The following is a 19,152-nucleotide window of genomic DNA, read 5'->3' as shown; positions in this document are numbered from 1 at the left end:
GTTACACGATGAAGATTTGGTTTCGTACGTTACTGTTAGGCGTTGCCTTAACTGGCTTCGGTTTAACCGGCTGCAGCAATACTCCAACCCCGGTGGCTCCAGTCATTGAAGATTTTGACCCACAAGGTTATCTGGGTACTTGGTATGAAATTATTCGCTTACCCCATAGTTTCGAGGAAGGTTTAGAGCAAGTGAGCGCTGAATACCGACAAAACGCTGATGGCAGCTTAGAGGTAACCAATCGCGGCTATCATACTGCAGATGGTGAATGGCAAACAGCCATTGGCCATGCTGAACCCGTTGCTCCAGCAATGTATAAAGTGACATTCTTCTGGCCTTTTGCCGGGGGATATTACATCAGCAGGTTAGATACCGATGCCGATGGCAACTATTTACACGCTGTCATCACCAGTGATAGCCATGACTATTTTTGGTTGCTATCGCGCCAACCCCAAGTACCTGATAACCTGATAGACGAGGTTCTTGAGCAAGCTGAAAGTTGGGGCTATAAAAAAAGCCGGATGATCTTGGTAGACCACCCGGCTGATTAATATAAATCACTAACGTTTATTGTGGGCGACGGCTACGACGCTGTTCTGAGCCACGCTCACCACCACGCTCTGTACGAGCACCGCGAGCGCGCGGAGCGCCTTTGAATGGTGGGCGCTCGCCACGCGGACGATCACCACGCGGTGGCTTACTACGAGTAATAATCTCACCTGGTGCTAGTTCAATGGCCATTTGCTGCTGACGTACACGGGCACGTTGCAGAATGCGAACTACCGCAGTTGGCAAGCCTTTTGGTAATTCAACCAAGCTGTGGCCTTCAAACAATTGAATTTGACCAATGTAGCGGCTGTCAATTTCACCTTCGTTAGCGATAGCACCAACGATATCTTGTGGACGAGCACCATGGTCTCGACCTACTTGAATGCGGTAGGTATCAAACTCAATGTTTGCATCACGACGGTCACGTGGACCGCGTTCTGGACGCTCGCTACGCTCGTTGCGGTCACGACGTTCACGCGGGTTACGATCAGCCCGCTCCGCACGTTCCGCAAATTTACGTGGTGCTGGGTCTTCAGCAACAAGCAGCGGACGTTGCTGGTTATGCTGTGCCAATAACGCGGTAGCAATCTGCAGTGCCGTTAACTCAGTGTCAGCTTGCATTTTTTCTACAATAGCTGTCATTTCGTCAAGCTTACCTTGAGCTACCGTGTGCATGATTTGCTCTTGCAACTTAGTTTGACGATGTAAGCTTAATTCTTGTGCATTTGGTACTTCAAAATACTCGATTGTACCGTTAGTTAAACGCTCGTAATGGCGTAACAAGTGGCGTTCTTTGGCACGATAGAACAAAATCGCCTCACCACTACGACCCGCTCGGCCAGTACGACCAATCCGGTGCACATAAGACTCAGTGTCACCCGGTAGATCGTAGTTCACCACATGGGTGATTTCTGGTACATCAAGACCACGTGCAACAACATCGGTTGCTACTAAGATTTCAATCCGGCCACTGCGTAATTGGCTTACGGTCTGCTCACGTTGAGCTTGGTTCAAGTCACCACTTAAAGGTGATGCTTTAAAGCCTGAAGCTTGCAGTTGCTCGGTTACTTCCATGGTATCTGAACGAGTCCGCACAAAGATCAGCACACGTTGATACTCTAAGGTTTCTAACAGGCGAGTTAATGCTTGCATCTTGCTCAAGCCACGCACTTGCCAAGCACGTTGGCGAATGGTTGCTTTAGCTTTTTCTTGCGCAGCAATTTGAATGTTTAGCGGCTGCTCACCTGCTTCGTTAACTAAGAAGGTTTTAGCCAATTTACGAATCGCAGGTGGCATAGTTGCAGAGAACAAGGCACGTTGTGACGTGTTTGGTACTGCAGCCATAATAGTTTCGATATCTTCAATAAAGCCCATGTTTAACATTTCATCGGCTTCATCTAGCACTGCCAAACGCAGAGCTGATAAATTTAAGACGCCTTTTTTCAGCAAGTCTAATAAGCGACCTGGAGTACCCACAACGACTTGGGCACCACCACGAAGGGCTTTAATTTGCGGACCGAATGCTGAACCACCGTAAACAGTAGCAACTTCAAGGCCACGAATTTGTTGGCCGAACTCAGCTACTGCTTCAGCTACTTGCATGGCTAATTCGCGAGTTGGTGCAACTACCAGCATTTGGGTAGCGCGAAGTTTAGCATCCACCAAACTTAAACCTGGCAAACCAAAAGCGGCTGTTTTACCCGTACCGGTTTGCGCTTCACCCAGCACATTAGCGCCAGCCATTAAGGCCGGAATAGCTTGGATTTGAATTGGGGTTGGAGTGGTAAAATTCATTTTTTCTAGCTGCTTAAGCACAGCAGCAGGCAGGGTCAAATCGGCGAACGATTGGCCAGTCATTACTTCAGACATATTTTTCTCACATATTCTGTAAAGCTTATTTAGGGGGGAAGATACGCCCGGCTACAGAACACGATGAACACTCTGGCAGGAATTAGGCGCTGTTTACCCCAGCGAATCAGGGGTAAAGCCGCTCCCATCAATAGCGGTAATGACCCTGAGGGCGTGGATTATACGCTAAATGTTAAAATAGGCAAGCAAAACTATCATTGCAGTATCAGCGTATAACCATGATACTCGTCATTCGTCTTAGTATTCTTATCTAAGACGTCGCCAACAAACTAGGAGGAGATATGGCTAATCATAATTCTCATCACAGCATGCGTTCGCTATTACAAACCAATGCTTATGTTGATGGACATTGGATTCCGCTGGAACAACGCTTTCAAGTGCTTAACCCTGCCACCGGCGAGGTGCTTGCTGACGTGGCGGATGCCGATGCGACGCTCACTGAACGTGCCATAGACGCTGCGCATAAAGCTCTCCCTAGCTGGCGTGCAAAAACCCCTAAGCAACGAGCTGAATTACTGCTGCGTTGGTATCAAGCCATGCTAGATAATAAGCAAGCGTTAGCTGAACTGATGAGTGCCGAACAAGGCAAGCCAATAGCTGAAGCTGCTGGAGAAATAGAATACGGCGCCAGCTTTGTAGCATGGTTTGCCGGTGAAGCTGAACGCAGTTACGGCGATGTGTTACCCACGCAGAACTCTGGCCAACGAGCTTGGATAATCAAACAAGGGGTTGGCGTGTGCGCAGCCATCACCCCATGGAATTTTCCAAACGCCATGATTACCCGTAAAGTTGCACCAGCTTTAGCCGCTGGCTGCACTATGGTGGTTAAGCCACCACAATTAACGCCCCTATCTGCGCTGGCCTTGGCACAACTAGCAAGCGAAGTAGGAATTCCTGATGGCGTTTTGAATATTGTACCAAGCAGCCAAGCAAAAGAAGTAGGACAAGTTCTTACGAGCCATCCGTTAGTGCGCAAGCTTTCCTTCACTGGCTCGACCAACGTCGGTAAGCTACTTATGCAGCAAGCAGCCGAAAGCGTCAAAAAGGTATCATTAGAGCTTGGCGGAAATGCTCCCTTTATTGTGTTTGATGATGCTGATTTAGATCTTGCCGTAACTCAATTACTGGCTTGTAAATTTCGAAACGCCGGACAAACCTGTATTAGTGCTAACCGTGTGCTGGTGCAGGATACTGTATTGCCCGAGTTCACTGAAAAATTACAGCAGGCTGTAAGCCAATTAAAAGTAGGCCCTGGCGACCAAGCTGATATCGATTATGGTCCTCTCATTAATCAAGCAGCGATAGATAAAGTACAAAAATTACTCAATGATGCTACTGCGGCCGGAGCAAAGCTACTTACCGGAGGCAAGGTATTGGACAACTTGGGGCCACTATTTTTTGCGCCCACGGTACTTAGCGGTGTGACGTCGATGATGGCCATTAGCCAAGAAGAAATTTTTGGCCCTGTCATTGCCATTCAATCTTTTACCGATGAAAATGAAGGCATTAGACTAGCTAATGACACACCATTTGGTCTCGCTGGGTATTTTTGTGCGAGTGATTATGCACGCATCATCCGCGTTAGTGAGCAACTTGAATGCGGCATGTTAGGGGTTAATGCAGGGGCGATTTCCCATGCCTATAATGCCTTTGGTGGTGTCAAAGAGTCGGGTATTGGGCGTGAAGGCTCGCGTTACGGCCTAGCCGAATATCAAGAGACCAAAACGATAACGTTAGGCGGTATTAAATGAATACTTCACAAAGTTCAGCTGAACCTGCGGCTACGAATCCATTTGCTGAGAAGCTAACACGCTTGCGTGCGACCTATAACAGCGGCCTAACTCGGCCGCTAGCTTGGCGCCTGCAACAACTTAAACAATTAGACGCCATGCTTAGCGAGCACGAAGCTGAGTTGCTCCAAGCCCTACAAAAAGACTTGGGTAAATCTCACGCCGAAGGCTGGTTAACAGAGCTAGGTTTTCTCCATAGTGATATCCGCCACACGTGTAAGAACTTAGCCAAATGGATCAAACCAACCAAGGTGTCGCAACCGCTGTTAGCTTGGCCTGGGCGCAGCAAGCTGCAACCTGAGCCTTTGGGCGTGGTATTAATTATTGGTGCGTGGAATTACCCTTTGCAGTTGTTACTAAGCCCCTTAGTTGCAGCTCTTGCCGCCGGTAATTGTGCGTTAGTAAAGCCGTCAGAATTAGCGCCACAAACAGCTGCGTTATTAGAGCGTTTGCTTCTTGATTATTTGGCCGCCGATGCCATACAAATTGTCACCGGCGGAGCTGATACCGCCCAACATTTGTTGGCGCTACAGTGGGACCATATTTTTTATACCGGTGGTGGCCGCGTGGGCCGTATTGTGATGCGGGCCGCAGCAGAACATTTAACCCCTGTAACCTTAGAGCTCGGCGGAAAAAGCCCAGCGGTGGTCTTGGCTGATGCTGATTTAGCTGTAGCTGCTAAGCGTATCGCTTGGGGCAAATGGATTAACGCCGGACAGACCTGTATCGCACCTGATTATATTTTGGTCGACGAAACCGTCAAAGATGCTCTGGTCAAACATCTGCTTGATGCTATTCAAGCCTTCTTTGGCGAAGCCATTGATCAAGCTGAAGATTATGGTCGGATAGTAAACAGTGAACATTGTCGCCGACTCGCTGGTTATCTAGAGCCAGTAGCAGCCAATATCCTTTTCGGCGGCGAAGTCGATGTTGCTGAACGTTATATTCAACCAACCTTGGTTGAAGTCACGGATGTCAACACGCCGTTGATGCAGGAAGAGATCTTTGGCCCTATTTTACCCATTATCGGCGTCAAAAATTTAGCTGAAGCTGAGCAGTTTATTCGCCAGCGCGACAAGCCATTAGCCCTTTATGGCTTCAGTAAATCAGCTCGGCAGCTACAACACCTTACTGAACATACGCATGCCGGCAACCAGTGTAATAACGACACGCTTATGTTTATGCTTAATCCTGAGCTGCCTTTTGGTGGTGTGGGACCAAGCGGTATGGGCCGTTATCATGGTAAATTTGGGTTCACTACTTTTAGTCATATGAAAGCAGTGATGACTCGACCATTTTGGTCAGACCCAAGTTTCAGATATCCGCCCTACACGTCGTTTAAACAAAAATTACTGCGCTGGCTATCCTAACTAGCGCAGCCGCCTCAACAGATAACACGAGTCCGTATGAAAGAGGTTTCTAGTGCACTCCAATAATATTATCCAGGTTACCGCTGAGAATTTTCAGCAAGTTATTTTACAAGGCTCGGAACAGAAATTGGTTATTGTCGATTTCTGGGCCGATTGGTGTGAGCCTTGCAAGCAACTGATGCCAATCCTTGAAAAACTTGCAGCCGAATATGCAAATCAAGTTATTTTGGCCAAAATTAATTGCGACGAGCAACAGCATCTAGCCGCACAATTTGGTATTCGTAGTTTGCCGACTGTAGCATTTTTCAAAGACGGCCAAGCCATCGACGGTTTTGCCGGTGTAGAGAGCGAAGCTGCTATTCGCAATCGTATTACCCAGCACATACCAAGTATTGACGACGAACTATTTGCCCAGGCCCAACAAGCTGTAGTCGAGCAGGATTATAGCCAAGCATTCACCTTAGCGAAGCAAGCGCTTGATCTGAATCCGAACAATATTGATGCTAAATTAATTGTTGCCGATGCGGCTTGTGAATTAGGTCGAATCGAGCACACCAAAGAGCTCTTGAATCAAATTAAGTTAGCGGATCAAAATCACTATTACCAGAGCATTCAAGCGAAGTTACACCTAGCCGAGCAAGCAGCCGATTCGCCTGAACTACGAGAACTAGAGCAACAACTGCAGCAGCAACCTGACAACCATCAGCTCCGCTTAGAATTTGCTGCCAAGTTATTTGCCGCACAGCGTATTGAAGAAGCGTTAGACAATGTCTTTGCTGTGTTAATCGCTGATTTGCACTTCGCTAATGCTAAACAGCAAGCGTTAGATATGCTCAATAGCTTGCCTAATGGCGATCCTCTGGCTGCGCAATATCGCCGGCGTTTGTACAGTATGCTTTACTAACCCTTCAAATTATTGCCACCGATCAGTAGCGCTGCTGCTGGTCGGCTTGCTGCGGTTCCTCGCATCAGTTAGCATTAGTTGTTTAGCTATAATATAACAACGATAAGCAAAGGCGCTGAACTATGGCAACATCTCGCGAGCATTTCAGCTCAAAATTAGGTTTCATTTTAGCTGCGGCAGGATCTGCCGTCGGTATTGGTAATTTAGTCGGTTTTCCTGTTGCGGCGACCAAAAATGGTGGCGGCGCGTTTTTGATTATTTATGCCGCTTTTGTGGTCTTTATTTGTTTACCGCTAATGCTAGCCGAGATGGGCTTGGGGCGACGCGCTCAACATAGTCCCTATAAAGCCTACTCAGAATTAGGCGCAGGGTTAAAACGCTGGCGTTTGGCCGGCTGGCTGGCAACCATTACGCCCTTTATGATCGCCACTTTCTACATGGTTATCACGGTTTGGATTTTTGGCTACCTGTTTCAAAGCGTTACCGGCAATCTTGCCACTATTTCAGCTGATGGCTATTTCTCTGATTTCATCAAAAACTACAATTTTATCTGGTACCTCATTGCAGTTACCCTCGTTGTCAACGTGATACTCGTTGGAGGTGTTCGACAAGGCATTGAGCGCGCCTCAAAAATCCTAATGCCCGCACTCTTCATTATGCTGCTGCTACTGGTTGGCTTTGTGCTTAGTTTGGATAATGCCTTGGCTGGGTTAAAATTCTATTTGGTTCCTGATTTCTCAAAAATCACGGGCAGTGTCATCAATGGCGCGTTGGCCCAAGCGTTCTTTTCACTATCGCTGGGGATGGGCATTCTAATCACTTACGGCTCTTATTTCCGTCGCAGTGACGACATAGTCACTTCCGGCAAATTGGTTGCTTTAACTGACACCGCCGTGGCTTTTACCGCAGGCCTAATGACCTTGCCGGCAATTTTCGCGATTTATCCAGAGACTAACCCTGAGTCACTCAGCGAGTCATCGGTCAGTATGATTTTTTCGTTTTTCCCTAAAATCTTCCTAGAACTCTCTGTATCAATTGGTTACGTTGCCGCCAGCATTGCTGCCAGCGTCTTCTTTTTATTAGCCTTTGTGGCGGCAATCACCTCATTAGTCTCGATTATTGAAGTGCCAACCTCGTCACTTATGGAGAAGCGGCAGATGAGTCGTAAGCGTGCGCTTGCTATTATGGCTTCATTACTGACTTTGCTGACTGTAGTTGCGGCCACATCCTTCGGGCTGATTCCGATCTTTACTGAATTTACCTCTTATGCTGGCAGCAGCAAATCTGTGTTTGATGTTATTTATGACGTTTTTTATGACACCATTTTACCTCTAAACGGCCTACTTCTATGCCTCTTTGTCCGTTATCGTTGGCGTCGTAGTCAGCTCACAGCCGAGTTAAGTGAAGGTAATTCTGACTATACAAACTCGTGGTTTGCCCGTTATATTAACTTCTCAATAGGAACCTTTATTCCAGTTATTTTAGCTTTGGTTTTTGCTAACACTGTACTAACTAAGTTCTTTGGAATGTCATTAGTCTAAGAAGCAACTTAGCAACTGATTGAGCGACTCATGCTGAAGAAGTATTTAAAAGCGATAAAAACTGCCCAGGTGCGGGCAGTTTTTTTATTTGATGGTCCCACACCCTGGCTGCAAGCTCATCGTCGGGCGGCACTTTCCCATATCAAAGATATCGTTCATATTTCTGATAAACATGACGACGCTAGCGCCATGCATAGATATCGCGACTATCTTGGCAACACGCATCATTTCTTGTTACTAGATTTCACGACCACTATTCATGCTGATGCGCTAGCAGCATTGCTAGGCACACTCAGTGGCGGCGGGGTTGCTTTTGTTCTACTTCCACCGCAAGACAGTCCCTTTCGGCAACGCTTAATCAACACCAGTCACAAGTTTCACCACGTCAGCGTGATGCATCCAAGCACAAGCTTTCGGCAACTTTTAACTGAGCAGCTTTCGCATTCACTAGAGCCCGCCCCACCGCTTGCTTTTCCCACCCGCGAGCAGCAACTTATCGTGCAGCAAATGGTGGATCTACCCGGCACCTGTCATCTACTCATGGCGGACCGTGGTCGCGGTAAAAGCACCACTTTAGGCTTAGCGGCCCAAGCTTGGATACGCAGTTATCGGGGGCGCGAATTAGTTGTCACTGGGCCAAAACCCAACTCAGTAGCAACCCTGTTAATGCACGCCGCTGACTCAGTCCGATTTGTTGCCTGGGATAGATTGTTGAGCGAGTACCCCAATCAAAGTGTACGCCTTATTATTGATGAAGCAGCAGCTATCCCAATTCATATACTCAAGCAGCTTAGCGAGCGCTTTACCGTGTGGGCTATTGCGACCACAGTAGAGGGTTATGAAGGGTGTGGGCGCGGCTTTGCTGTTCGTTTTGTAGACTGGTTACAAGTGCGCAAGATGTGTAAACAACACCAGTTATCTACCCCTGTGCGCTGGGCCCCAGCCGATACCTGCGAACCTTGGCTCAACGAAGCTCTGTTACTCAGAAACCAACCCAGTAGTGAGTTCACCAAGGTACTAACCAGCAGCCAAGTAGAGATTGAGGCTATTAACGCCCGCCAATTAACTGAACACCAACTGAGCGAAGTCATCAGCCTGTTGCTAGAAGCTCACTATCAAAGTAGTCCTAACGATTTAAAACTCTTGCTTGATGACGCCCAACAACACCTGTTAGTGGCGCGTGTTCAAGGACACATCGTCGGCGTTGTTTGGTACAGTGAAGAAGGTCCACTGCCAGCCAGATTGCAACTAGATATTCAAACCGGACGGCGCCGTCTTCACGGGAATATTTTGCCTCAAGCTGTAGCTTTCTACTTACAGCAAGGAGAGTGTTTGGATTGGCGTTGGTGGCGGGTTACTAGAATTGCCGTAGTAAAGGCCTATCGACGGCAGCGAATCGGACGTCAATTGTTAGATAAGCTGCAGGATATGGCGCAACAAGCCGGCATCGATGCATTAGGTTCAAGCTTTGGCGCTAGCCCTAAAGTGTTAGATTTTTGGCGTAGTAGCCCGTTTGAGTTAATCCGTTTAGGGCGCAAGCTAAATATGGCCAGTGGCTATCCTAATGCCTTGGTAGCAACTGGATTAACTCCTGCGGCCGCGTTATTTATTGCTCAACTGCATGCGTTTAGTAACGCTGAACTCGAATGGCGGCAGGGTCGTCCTGTAACCATCAACAACTCTATTTATCGTATTGCAAGAGATATTCTAACGGGGTTTGCTTTTGGTAACTTACCCTTTACCGAAGCGCAGTTTTCGTGGAGTGTTTGTGATATCAAATATTCAATGAAAGCAGCCGGCTTAACCCTACCAGGTCAAATTCTGAAAGCCCACGAAGATTTGGCTAAATTAACCCAGAAGTACGGCTACAGCAGCCAACAAACCATGCAAAATCAATTGCGCTCGTTAGCTCGAGAATATCTAGAACTTTCTCGCTAATTTTACGTACTCAAGCTTCAAGCAGATGCTGTTTTTGTAAAAGTATGCTATCTTTTTCCCTTTGTATTCACCCACTGGATAAGGGTTATTTTCATGTCTAGAGTTCTAATTATTGGTGCCGGCGGTGTTGCCGGTGTGGTAGTAAAAAAATGCGCAATGCTGCCAGAGTATTTTTCTGAAATTCACTTGGCCAGCCGCACCCTGTCAAAATGTGAAACCCTTCAACAAGAAGCGGGTAAAGACCGTGTCGTTGGTGTTTACCAAGTTGACGCTGACAATGCCGATAACGTCGCTGCTCTTATCCGCCAAGTTGAGCCAAGCTTGGTTATTAACGTAGCCTTACCTTATCAAGACCTTCCAATCATGGATGCATGCTTAGAAACAGGCGTTCATTATTTGGATACGGCTAATTATGAGCCTAAAGACGAAGCCAAATTTGAGTACTCTTGGCAGTGGGCTTACCAAGATAAGTTCAAAGAAAAAGGTATTATGGCGTTGCTCGGCGCAGGCTTTGATCCAGGCGTAACTAACGTCTTTACTGCCTATGCAGCTAAACACTACTTTGACGAAATTCACTACCTAGACATCGTTGACTGTAACGGCGGTGATCACGGTCAAGCTTTTGCTACCAACTTTAACCCTGAGATTAATATCCGTGAAATTACTCAGCGTGGTAAGTTCTGGGAAAATGGTGAATGGCACGAAACAGATCCAATTAGCGTCCGTGAAGATTTAGATTATCCAAACGTAGGCGTACGTCCATCTTATCTACTCTTCCATGAAGAGTTAGAGTCTTTGGTTAAGCACTTCCCAACGTTGAAACGGGCGCGCTTCTGGATGACTTTTGGTGACCAGTATCTAACTCATTTAAGGGTCTTAGAAAATGTTGGCATGACCTCAATTCAACCGATTGAATTCCAAGGTCAAAAAATCGTACCACTAGAATTCTTAAAAGCCGTATTACCTAACCCTGGTTCACTGGCCGAAGGCTACACTGGCTTAACTTGTATCGGCACCTACGTAACCGGTATTAAAGATGGTCAAGAAAAAACTATCTTCATCTACAATAACTGCGACCACGCAGCTTGTAATGCTGAGGTTGGTGCTCAAGCAGTATCTTATACCACTGGGGTACCAGCAATGATTGCCGCGTCTATGATGCTGCAAGGTCACTGGCTGAAGCCAGGCGTTTGGAACATGGAACAATTTGATCCTGACGAATTTATGAACCGCCTCAACCAGTACGGTTTACCGTGGCAAGTGGTTGAATGCGAATCACCTTTTAAGCGCTAAGACTATGTCGAATCCATACTTAGATAATGCTATTCCATCGCCTTGTTACGTTTGTGACGAGGCGTTGTTAGTACGTAACTTAGAATTAATGCAACGAGTGCAGCAAGAAAGTGGCGCCCATATTATTTTGGCCTTAAAGGGCTTCTCTATGTGGAGCACCTTTCCAGTAGTGCGTAATTATTTACGTGGTTGCACCGCCAGTTCAGTCTGGGAAGCACGCTTAGCGTCCGAAGAGTTCGGACGCGAGGTGCATGCCTATGCTCCGGCTTACAAACCAGCTGATATTGATGCATTGTTGCCTCTGGTTCATCACATCTCCTTTAACAGCTTAAGTCAGTGGCAGCGCTATAAAGAGCAAACACTTGCTGCAGGCGTCTCTGCTGGCTTGCGCATCAACCCAGAACATCAAGAAGCCGAAACCGAACTTTATGATCCGAGCGCTCCAGGCTCGCGCTTAGGGATTCGTTTATGTGATCTTGAAGGTGCGGATTTAAGTGGTATTGAAGGGCTACACGTACATAACTTATGCGAATGTGATTCTTTTGCATTAGAGCGAACGCTTACCGCTGTAGAAAGCAAGTTTGGTCACTTACTGCATCAGATGAAGTGGCTTAATTTAGGTGGTGGTCACTTGATGACTCGTGCTGGGTACGACGTCGAGCATTTAATTAAGCAGTTAAAACGGTTACAAGAAACCTATAAGCTTCAGGTTATTCTTGAGCCCGGTTCTGCCGTAGCTTGGCGTACGGGTCCACTCGTAGCTGAAGTGGTTGATATCGTTGAGAATGACGGGCAAATCGCTATTCTTGATATTTCTGCAACAGCTCACATGCCAGATGTGCTAGAAATGCCTTATCGCCCCATGGTTACCGGAGCTGACGAAGCAGGTAAATTAGCTTATACCTACAAACTAGGTGGCAATTCATGCCTTGCTGGCGATGTTATCGGTGCTTATAGCTTTGCTGAACCATTGCAGCCTGGCGACCGCCTCATTTTTGAAGATATGATGCATTACACCATGGTTAAAACAACTTTCTTTAATGGTGTCGAACATCCAAGCATAGGCATTCTTCGTAGCAATGGTGAGTTTGAACTCATTAGAAAATTCACTTACGAAGATTTTCGAGACAAGCTTTCTTAAATCCAGTCAAAAACAGCGTCTTCAAGACGCTGTTTTTTTATCTGCCACCAAGTTCTTATAGTTGCTACAACACACTAATTAGTTTTAGCGTAATATGATAAACCTTGAAGCACTAACTCAGTTCTGAGTTCGCCTCGACGCTTTAAATCAGCCGGTAGCAATGGAGTTGAGCCTCCGCTAAACAACACACGAAAATCAAACCAATCAAGCTCAGTCTCAGAAACCGCTAGCGCCTGTCTAATCACCCCAACAAAAGCATTCACACAGCCATTAGCTAAACACTCAGGCGTCGAGCGGCCCACTTGCTGCGCCTTTCCCCAATCGGTATCAGCATCCGAGAACACTTTGGGGGCACGCGCTGTTACCGCCTGCTTCATTAAATCTACACCTGGTACAATCCAGCCACCAAGGTGCTTACCTTCAGCATTCAACCAATCTACGGTGATCGCTGTTCCAGCATCAATAATTAAGGTCGCCTTAGGAACCTCATTATAAGCTCCAATCAAAGCTAACCAACGATCGACGCCAAGGTGCTGAGGCGTCTCATAAGCGTTTTCCACTCCAAACGCTGTCTGTTCAGACTGAATGGTGGTGATGGGTGCTGCAAATTGTGATAGCCAAGCTTCCACTTGTTGCGCCCGCTCAGTACCACTCACTTCAGCCAACCAAATCCCTTTTAATGAATGCTCTATTTGCTGTTTAGGTAAATCACTATAACTTACATTAAATAAAGGTTCTAAATGCCCTTCTGCGTCCATTAGTGCCGTTTTTACACGGGTATTACCCGCATCTACTAATAACTTAAATTCCATATCTTAAACTCACTTCACCTGCGTGATAACGCTCTAATTTGCCTTCGCGTTTAAGTAATAAAGCACCATTTTCATCAATGCCCTCGGCGATACCCACAATCTCTTTGTCACCCATAATAATTTTTACCGGTTGCATAGCTAACCGATCGTATTTATGCCAGCGTTTTAAAAATGGGGAGAGTCCTGTTTGTTCGTATTCTTTAATAGTCTTATGACAGCATGCCACCAACTTCGCAGCCCACATGTTTCGATTTATCGGCTTGTTTAAAAGTCGCTGAACATCAGTCCAAGGTTGTTCTACTTCATTTAAGAACCAATCAGGTGTTTGGAGATTAATACCAATACCCACTATCGCATGTGCTGGGCCAACTGCTTGGCCTTCCAGTTCAATAAGAATTCCGGCGATCTTTCTACCACCTACTAAGACGTCATTTGGCCACTTTAATTCAACACCATAAATCCCTTCTTGCTCAAACAACTGCGCAAGCGCAGCGCCAAGAGCAATACTTAAGCCCATAGCCGCCGCCATGCCCTGTTCTAAGCGCCAATACATACTCATGTAGAGATTACTTCCAAAGGGCGATAACCACGCCTTTCCGCGGCGCCCACGCCCCTGTGTCTGTGCTTCTGCAAGAACCGTGGCACCACTTTCAATCACACCGGTAAGCCGGTCTTTAAGTAGGTCATTAGTGGAACTAACGACACGCTCTAAGTGAACCACTGGAGCAGCCGCACCTGATCCTTTTGCTAACGCGCGATTAATAGCGTCTAGATCAAGCAGCTGAAGCGGTTTCGCTAAACGATAACCTTTGCCAGTAACACGAAAAACGTCTAAGCCGAATTTTGCTAGTTCTTTCATATACTGGCTAACCGCTGTGCGACTAACGCCTAACTCTTCACCCAAGACTTCGCCAGAGTGAAAGTTACCATCAGCTAAAATCTCGATGACACGTGCAATATTCTGAGTTTTTTTTCTCATATGCTAACTAATGCTCCGTTCGCATAAATACGAACTTCCGCCTCCAATTCCACTTTAAAGGTCGTAACTACAGCTGATTTGATTGTTCTTGCTAACTCAATAAGATCAGTACCCGTTGCTTGATTAGTATTAACCAGCACTAGAGCCTGCCGGTCATGGACACTGACGCCACCAATACCTCGTCCCTTCCAGCCCAAATGGTCGATCATCCAACCCGCTGCAACTTTATAACGATCTGCGGCTATTGGATAACAAGGAATGCCAGGAAACTTGTCTCTCAACCACTCCATCTGCTGTAAGTCCACTTCAGGATTCTTAAAGAAACTACCAGCGTTAGGCTGTTGTGCTGGGTCGGGAAGCTTAAGTTGACGCACAGCAACTACTTTTTGAAAGATTTGTTGAGCCGATGCCTCACAACCTAACTCGCGTAGCTCGCCATAGTCCACCATTGCCTGCCACTGTTTGGGCAACTTAAAAGTGACCGAAAGAATCACCCAATGATTCGGTTCTTGCTTAAATATACTCTCTCTATAAGCAAATAAACAGTCTGACTTAGTTAAGTGCGTCACGACTTTAGTATAACGATCCCACACTTCGACAGACTCGATAAAATCGGCTACTTCGCGACCATACGCCCCTATATTTTGCACCGGTGCTGCGCCTACGGTACCTGGAATCAAGGCCAGGTTTTCAAACCCATAAATTCCCTTAGCTAAAGTAGCTTCTACCAAGCTATGCCAATGAGTGCCTGCTGCAGCCTTAATTATCCACGCATCATCTTGTTCAGTATATTCAACACCAGACAATTCAACCTTAACTAGGGTGCCCGCAAAATCGCCACAAAAAACCGTATTGCTACCAGCACCCAGCACGAGATAGTCATCTAGGCTTGCTAGCTCCGCTATTTGCTCACGGTTCTTTAGAATATAACAACAGCTCCCAATCGCCTTTAGGCGAAAGGTGTGTAGCTGTTGTAACTGAATTTGTTCTATTTTATTCATCATAAACGGAATTATACGGCAAATAGATTAGAGTCGATAATGGTTATTGGATTTTAGCTATTGGGTATTAGCTATTAGCTATTAGCTGTTGGCTGTTGGCTGTTGGCTGTTGGCTATAGTTATTGGCTACTGCTACTGGTATTGCTACTGGCTGTTGGCGGGTGTTGAACTATTGATGAGTTGTGATTGCGAGCGCGCAACGAAAAAACCCCTAGCATAGCTGCTAGGGGTTATTCGTATTTGGTGCCTGGCGGTGACCTACTCTCGCATAGGGAGACCCTACACTACCATCGGCGCGGAAGCGTTTCACTTCTGAGTTCGGAATGGATCAGGTGGTTCCACTTCGCTATTGCCGCCAGGCGTAAACTTGTACAATATGAATTCGCTGATTGTCGTGCCGTAATGCACCACTCTAGTTGAGCCTAGTAGAAGCTCGAACTTATGTCTTGGCTACAGCCCTAAACACCTTCGGTGTTGTATGGTTAAGCCTCACGGGCAATTAGTACGGGTTAGCTCAACGCATTACTACGCTTCCACACCCCGCCTATCAACGTTGTAGTCTCCAACGACCCTTTAGGACAATTACATGTCAGTGAGAGCTTATCTTGAGGCTCGCTTCCCGCTTAGATGCTTTCAGCGGTTATCGATTCCGAACGTAGCTACCGGGCAGTGCCATTGGCATGACAACCCGAACACCAGCGGTTCGTTCACTCCGGTCCTCTCGTACTAGGAGCAACCCCTCTCAACTCTCAAACGCCCACGGCAGATAGGGACCGAACTGTCTCACGACGTTCTAAACCCAGCTCGCGTACCACTTTAAATGGCGAACAGCCATACCCTTGGGACCGACTACAGCCCCAGGATGTGATGAGCCGACATCGAGGTGCCAAACACCGCCGTCGATATGAACTCTTGGGCGGTATCAGCCTGTTATCCCCGGAGTACCTTTTATCCGTTGAGCGATGGCCCTTCCATTCAGAACCACCGGATCACTATGACCTGCTTTCGCACCTGCTCGACGTGTCTGTCTCGCAGTTAAGCTGGCTTGTGCCATTACACTAACCGTACGATGTCCGACCGTACTTAGCCAACCTTCGTGCTCCTCCGTTACTCTTTGGGAGGAGACCGCCCCAGTCAAACTACCCACCAGGCACTGTCCTCACCCCAGATAATGGGGCTAAGTTAGAACATCAAACATACAAGGGTGGTATTTCAAGGATGGCTCCACGTCAACTAGCGCCAACGCTTCATAGCCTCCCACCTATCCTACACATGGAGGTTCAATGTTCAGTGCCAAGCTGTAGTAAAGGTTCACGGGGTCTTTCCGTCTAGCCGCGGGTACACCGCATCTTCACGGCGATTTCAATTTCACTGAGTCTCGGGTGGAGACAGCGTGGCCATGGTTACACCATTCGTGCAGGTCGGAACTTACCCGACAAGGAATTTCGCTACCTTAGGACCGTTATAGTTACGGCCGCCGTTTCACGGGGCTTCGATCAAGAGCTTCGCTTACGCTAACCCCATCAATTAACCTTCCGGCACCGGGCAGGTGTCACACCCTATACGTCATCTTTCGATTTTGCAGAGTGCTGTGTTTTTAATAAACAGTCCCAGCCACCTGGTCACTGCGGCCAGCTCCGGCTCCGTCCGTGTGGACTTCACCAGCTCTGGCGTACCTTCTCCCGAAGTTACGGTACTATTTTGCCTAGTTCCTTCACCCGAGTTCTCTCAAGCGCCTTAGTATTCTCTACCTGACCACCTGTGTCGGTTTGGGGTACGGTCAACATGAACCTGAAGCTTAGAGGCTTTTCCTGGAAGCATGGCATCAACAACTTCGCATCCGTAGATGCTCGTCTCGTATCTCAGTCTTAGCGGTCCGGATTTTCCTAAACCACCAACCTACATACTTTCACCGGGATAACCAACACCCGGCTTGCCTAGCCTTCTCCGTCCCCCCATCGCAGTTCATGTCGGTACGGGAATATTAACCCGTTTCCCATCGACTACGCCTTTCGGCCTCGCCTTAGGGGCCGACTTACCCTACCCTGATTAACATGGGATAGGAAACCTTGGTCTTCCGGCGTGGGGGTTTTTCACCCCCATTATCGTTACTCATGTCAGCATTCGCACTTCTGATACCTCCAGCATGCTTCTCAACACACCTTCAACGGCTTACAGAACGCTCCCCTACCCAGCAAACAAGTTTGCTGCCGCAGCTTCGGTGCATGGCTTAGCCCCGTTACATCTTCCGCGCAGGCCGACTCGACTAGTGAGCTATTACGCTTTCTTTAAAGGATGGCTGCTTCTAAGCCAACCTCCTAGCTGTCTAAGCCTTCCCACATCGTTTCCCACTTAGCCATGACTTGGGGACCTTAGCTGGCGGTCTGGGTTGTTTCCCTCTTCACGACGGACGTTAGCACCCGCCGTGTGTCTCCCGGATAGTACTCACTGGTATTCGGAGTTTGCATGGGGTTGGTAAGTCGGGATGACCCCCTAGCCCAAACAGTGCTCTACCCCCAGTGGTATTCGTCCGAGGCGCTACCTAAATAGCTTTCGGGGAGAACCAGCTATCTCCGGGCTTGATTAGCCTTTCACTCCGAGCCACAGGTCATCTCCTAATTTTTCAACATTAGTGAGTTCGGTCCTCCAATTGATGTTACTCAATCTTCAACCTGCCCATGGCTAGATCGCCCGGTTTCGGGTCTATACCTTGCAACTAGACGCCCAGTTAAGACTCGGTTTCCCTACGGCTCCCCTATTCGGTTAACCTTGCTACAAAATATAAGTCGCTGACCCATTATACAAAAGGTACGCAGTCACACCACGAAGGTGCTCCTACTGCTTGTACGTAGACGGTTTCAGGTTCTATTTCACTCCCCTCGCCGGGGTTCTTTTCGCCTTTCCCTCACGGTACTGGTTCACTATCGGTCAGTTGGGAGTATTTAGCCTTGGAGGATGGTCCCCCCATATTCAGTCAAGATAACACGTGTCCCGACCTACTCGTTTTCACCTTCATGTTTCCTTCGTGTACGGGACTATCACCCTGTATCGTTGAGCTTTCCAACTCATTCCACTAGAACCATGATTGCTTAAGGGCTAATTCCCGTTCGCTCGCCGCTACTAGGGAAATCTCGGTTGATTTCTTTTCCTCCGGGTACTTAGATGTTTCAGTTCTCCGGGTTCGCTTCTTACACCTATGGATTCAGTGCAAGATAGTGTGCATGCACACTGGGTTTCCCCATTCGGAAATCCATGACTCAAGCGGCTCTTACTGCCTCATCATGGCTTATCGCAAGTTAGTACGTCCTTCATCGCCTCCAACTGCCTAGGCATCCACCGTCTACGCTTAGTCACTTAACCATACAACCCGAAAATGTTTATTCGAGCTCTATGGGCTGTTTCTTTGCTGTACACAAGTTCGATACGCCTCTACCATTTTTGGATTCAAGTAGAGTGGCATTTCATTACTTTATTACAATCAGCTTGTTCATATTGTTAAAGAGCGGTGTAACATCAAGTTACTGATAAAGATTCTCGTAAGAATGTTTATCGCTAACTTTGGATAGAAACGTGATTCGTTATTCGTGCGCTGCGCTGTTCGATAACTAAGAAGTGGTGGAGCCAAGCGGGATCGAACCGCTGACCTCCTGCGTGCAAGGCAGGCGCTCTCCCAGCTGAGCTATGGCCCCACAGGCCGTAGGCCTGTCGTTGTTCGTTATTCGTTCGCCGTTATTCGTAAAAACAACAAACCAAACGCAATAACCAAACCAACAAACCGATAAGACTAACTTCAAGGTTAGGCAAGGCGGGAAGGCACGAAGCATACATCAGTATGTGAGTGGCTTTCCAACGCAGCATAACCGCAGAAGTGGTGGGTCTGAGTAGACTTGAACTACCGACCTCACCCTTATCAGGGGTGCGCTCTAACCAGCTGAGCTACAGACCCAGTTTCTATCCGTTACATC

Annotated in this window: 12 protein-coding genes, 2 tRNA genes and 2 rRNA genes; 8 read left to right on the top strand and 8 right to left on the bottom strand. The window is 47.5% G+C overall.

Annotated elements, in window-relative coordinates:
• Positions 1-8 precede the first annotated feature (8 nt).
• Positions 9-551 carry a lipocalin family protein gene (locus KGF88_RS01785; RefSeq protein WP_110076408.1) on the top strand — a complete coding sequence of 181 codons (543 nt, stop codon included), beginning with the start codon at positions 9-11 and terminating at the stop codon, positions 549-551.
• A gap of 16 nt (positions 552-567) precedes the next feature.
• Here KGF88_RS01785 and KGF88_RS01780 read toward each other — a convergent pair whose 3' ends face one another.
• The gene (locus KGF88_RS01780) at positions 568-2,418 is read right to left on the bottom strand and encodes a DEAD/DEAH box helicase (RefSeq protein WP_153827193.1); all 1,851 of its coding nucleotides are present in this window, start codon (positions 2,416-2,418) and stop codon (positions 568-570) included.
• A gap of 281 nt (positions 2,419-2,699) precedes the next feature.
• On the opposite strand from KGF88_RS01780, the gene KGF88_RS01775 reads away from it, so the two are divergent.
• The 7 genes from KGF88_RS01775 to nspC all read left to right on the top strand — a co-directional run bounded on the left by KGF88_RS01775 (position 2,700) and on the right by nspC (position 12,395).
• Positions 2,700-4,169, top strand: a complete 1,470-nt coding sequence (locus KGF88_RS01775) for an NAD-dependent succinate-semialdehyde dehydrogenase (protein WP_274380187.1) — start codon at positions 2,700-2,702, stop codon at positions 4,167-4,169.
• A complete protein-coding gene (locus tag KGF88_RS01770) occupies positions 4,166-5,578 on the top strand; it encodes an aldehyde dehydrogenase family protein (protein WP_153827192.1) in 1,413 nt (470 codons plus the stop codon). Before KGF88_RS01775 ends, KGF88_RS01770 begins: the two co-directional genes overlap by 4 nt.
• 52 nt (positions 5,579-5,630) lie before the next feature.
• A complete protein-coding gene (gene trxA, locus KGF88_RS01765; protein WP_110076411.1) occupies positions 5,631-6,482 on the top strand; it encodes a thioredoxin in 852 nt (283 codons plus the stop codon).
• Positions 6,483-6,604: 122 nt separating this feature from the next.
• Positions 6,605-8,023, top strand: a complete 1,419-nt coding sequence (locus tag KGF88_RS01760) for a sodium-dependent transporter (RefSeq protein WP_110076412.1) — start codon at positions 6,605-6,607, stop codon at positions 8,021-8,023.
• A 30-nt stretch (positions 8,024-8,053) separates the two neighbouring features.
• Positions 8,054-9,961 carry a GNAT family N-acetyltransferase gene (locus KGF88_RS01755; protein WP_110076413.1) on the top strand — a complete coding sequence of 636 codons (1,908 nt, stop codon included), beginning with the start codon at positions 8,054-8,056 and terminating at the stop codon, positions 9,959-9,961.
• A gap of 93 nt (positions 9,962-10,054) precedes the next feature.
• The gene (locus tag KGF88_RS01750) at positions 10,055-11,254 is read left to right on the top strand and encodes a saccharopine dehydrogenase family protein (protein ID WP_110076414.1); all 1,200 of its coding nucleotides are present in this window, start codon (positions 10,055-10,057) and stop codon (positions 11,252-11,254) included.
• A 4-nt stretch (positions 11,255-11,258) separates the two neighbouring features.
• Positions 11,259-12,395, top strand: coding sequence for a carboxynorspermidine decarboxylase (nspC, locus tag KGF88_RS01745; RefSeq protein ID WP_110076415.1), 1,137 nt, complete (start codon positions 11,259-11,261; stop codon positions 12,393-12,395).
• Between the two features lie 74 nt (positions 12,396-12,469).
• Here the strand turns inward: nspC and KGF88_RS01740 are convergent, their stop codons facing one another.
• From KGF88_RS01740 to KGF88_RS01710, 7 genes are all read right to left on the bottom strand, one after another.
• Positions 12,470-13,207, bottom strand: a complete 738-nt coding sequence (locus KGF88_RS01740) for a type III pantothenate kinase (protein WP_110076416.1) — start codon at positions 13,205-13,207, stop codon at positions 12,470-12,472.
• Entirely contained in the window at positions 13,197-14,186 is a 990-nt protein-coding gene (gene birA / locus KGF88_RS01735; protein WP_110076417.1) for a bifunctional biotin--[acetyl-CoA-carboxylase] ligase/biotin operon repressor BirA, read from the bottom strand. Before birA ends, KGF88_RS01740 begins: the two co-directional genes overlap by 11 nt.
• Positions 14,183-15,190: a UDP-N-acetylmuramate dehydrogenase gene (gene murB / locus KGF88_RS01730; protein ID WP_110076418.1), complete on the bottom strand. Its 1,008-nt coding sequence runs from the start codon at positions 15,188-15,190 to the stop codon at positions 14,183-14,185. The genes birA and murB overlap by 4 nt, the downstream gene beginning before the upstream one ends.
• 242 nt (positions 15,191-15,432) lie before the next feature.
• Positions 15,433-15,547: ribosomal RNA gene (gene rrf / locus KGF88_RS01725) — 5S ribosomal RNA — on the bottom strand.
• Between the two features lie 118 nt (positions 15,548-15,665).
• Positions 15,666-18,547: ribosomal RNA gene (locus tag KGF88_RS01720) — 23S ribosomal RNA — on the bottom strand.
• Positions 18,548-18,800: 253 nt separating this feature from the next.
• Positions 18,801-18,876: transfer RNA gene (locus KGF88_RS01715), tRNA-Ala, on the bottom strand.
• A 180-nt stretch (positions 18,877-19,056) separates the two neighbouring features.
• Positions 19,057-19,133: transfer RNA gene (locus KGF88_RS01710), tRNA-Ile, on the bottom strand.
• Between the last annotated feature and the right edge of the window lie 19 nt (positions 19,134-19,152).

This window comes from Idiomarina loihiensis, from assembly GCF_024584785.1.
Taxonomy (GTDB): Bacteria; Pseudomonadota; Gammaproteobacteria; order Enterobacterales; family Alteromonadaceae; genus Pseudidiomarina; species Pseudidiomarina fusca.
Note: the sequence above shows the minus strand (reverse complement) of the source record. Positions and strands in the feature narration are given on the sequence as shown.

Bases quoted from the DNA above. Each gene is read 5' to 3' on its own strand.
- KGF88_RS01770 (WP_153827192.1), top strand. From the start codon at position 4,166: ATGAATACTTCACAAAGTTCAGCTGAACCTGCGGCTACGAATCCATTT.
- KGF88_RS01740 (WP_110076416.1), bottom strand. From the start codon at position 13,207: ATGGAATTTAAGTTATTAGTAGATGCGGGTAATACCCGTGTAAAAACG.
- nspC (WP_110076415.1), top strand. From the start codon at position 11,259: ATGTCGAATCCATACTTAGATAATGCTATTCCATCGCCTTGTTACGTT.
- KGF88_RS01750 (WP_110076414.1), top strand. From the start codon at position 10,055: ATGTCTAGAGTTCTAATTATTGGTGCCGGCGGTGTTGCCGGTGTGGTA.
- KGF88_RS01785 (WP_110076408.1), top strand. From the start codon at position 9: ATGAAGATTTGGTTTCGTACGTTACTGTTAGGCGTTGCCTTAACTGGC.
- KGF88_RS01755 (WP_110076413.1), top strand. From the start codon at position 8,054: ATGCTGAAGAAGTATTTAAAAGCGATAAAAACTGCCCAGGTGCGGGCA.
- birA (WP_110076417.1), bottom strand. From the start codon at position 14,186: ATGAGAAAAAAAACTCAGAATATTGCACGTGTCATCGAGATTTTAGCT.
- KGF88_RS01775 (WP_274380187.1), top strand. From the start codon at position 2,700: ATGGCTAATCATAATTCTCATCACAGCATGCGTTCGCTATTACAAACC.
- murB (WP_110076418.1), bottom strand. From the start codon at position 15,190: ATGATGAATAAAATAGAACAAATTCAGTTACAACAGCTACACACCTTT.
- KGF88_RS01780 (WP_153827193.1), bottom strand. From the start codon at position 2,418: ATGTCTGAAGTAATGACTGGCCAATCGTTCGCCGATTTGACCCTGCCT.
- KGF88_RS01760 (WP_110076412.1), top strand. From the start codon at position 6,605: ATGGCAACATCTCGCGAGCATTTCAGCTCAAAATTAGGTTTCATTTTA.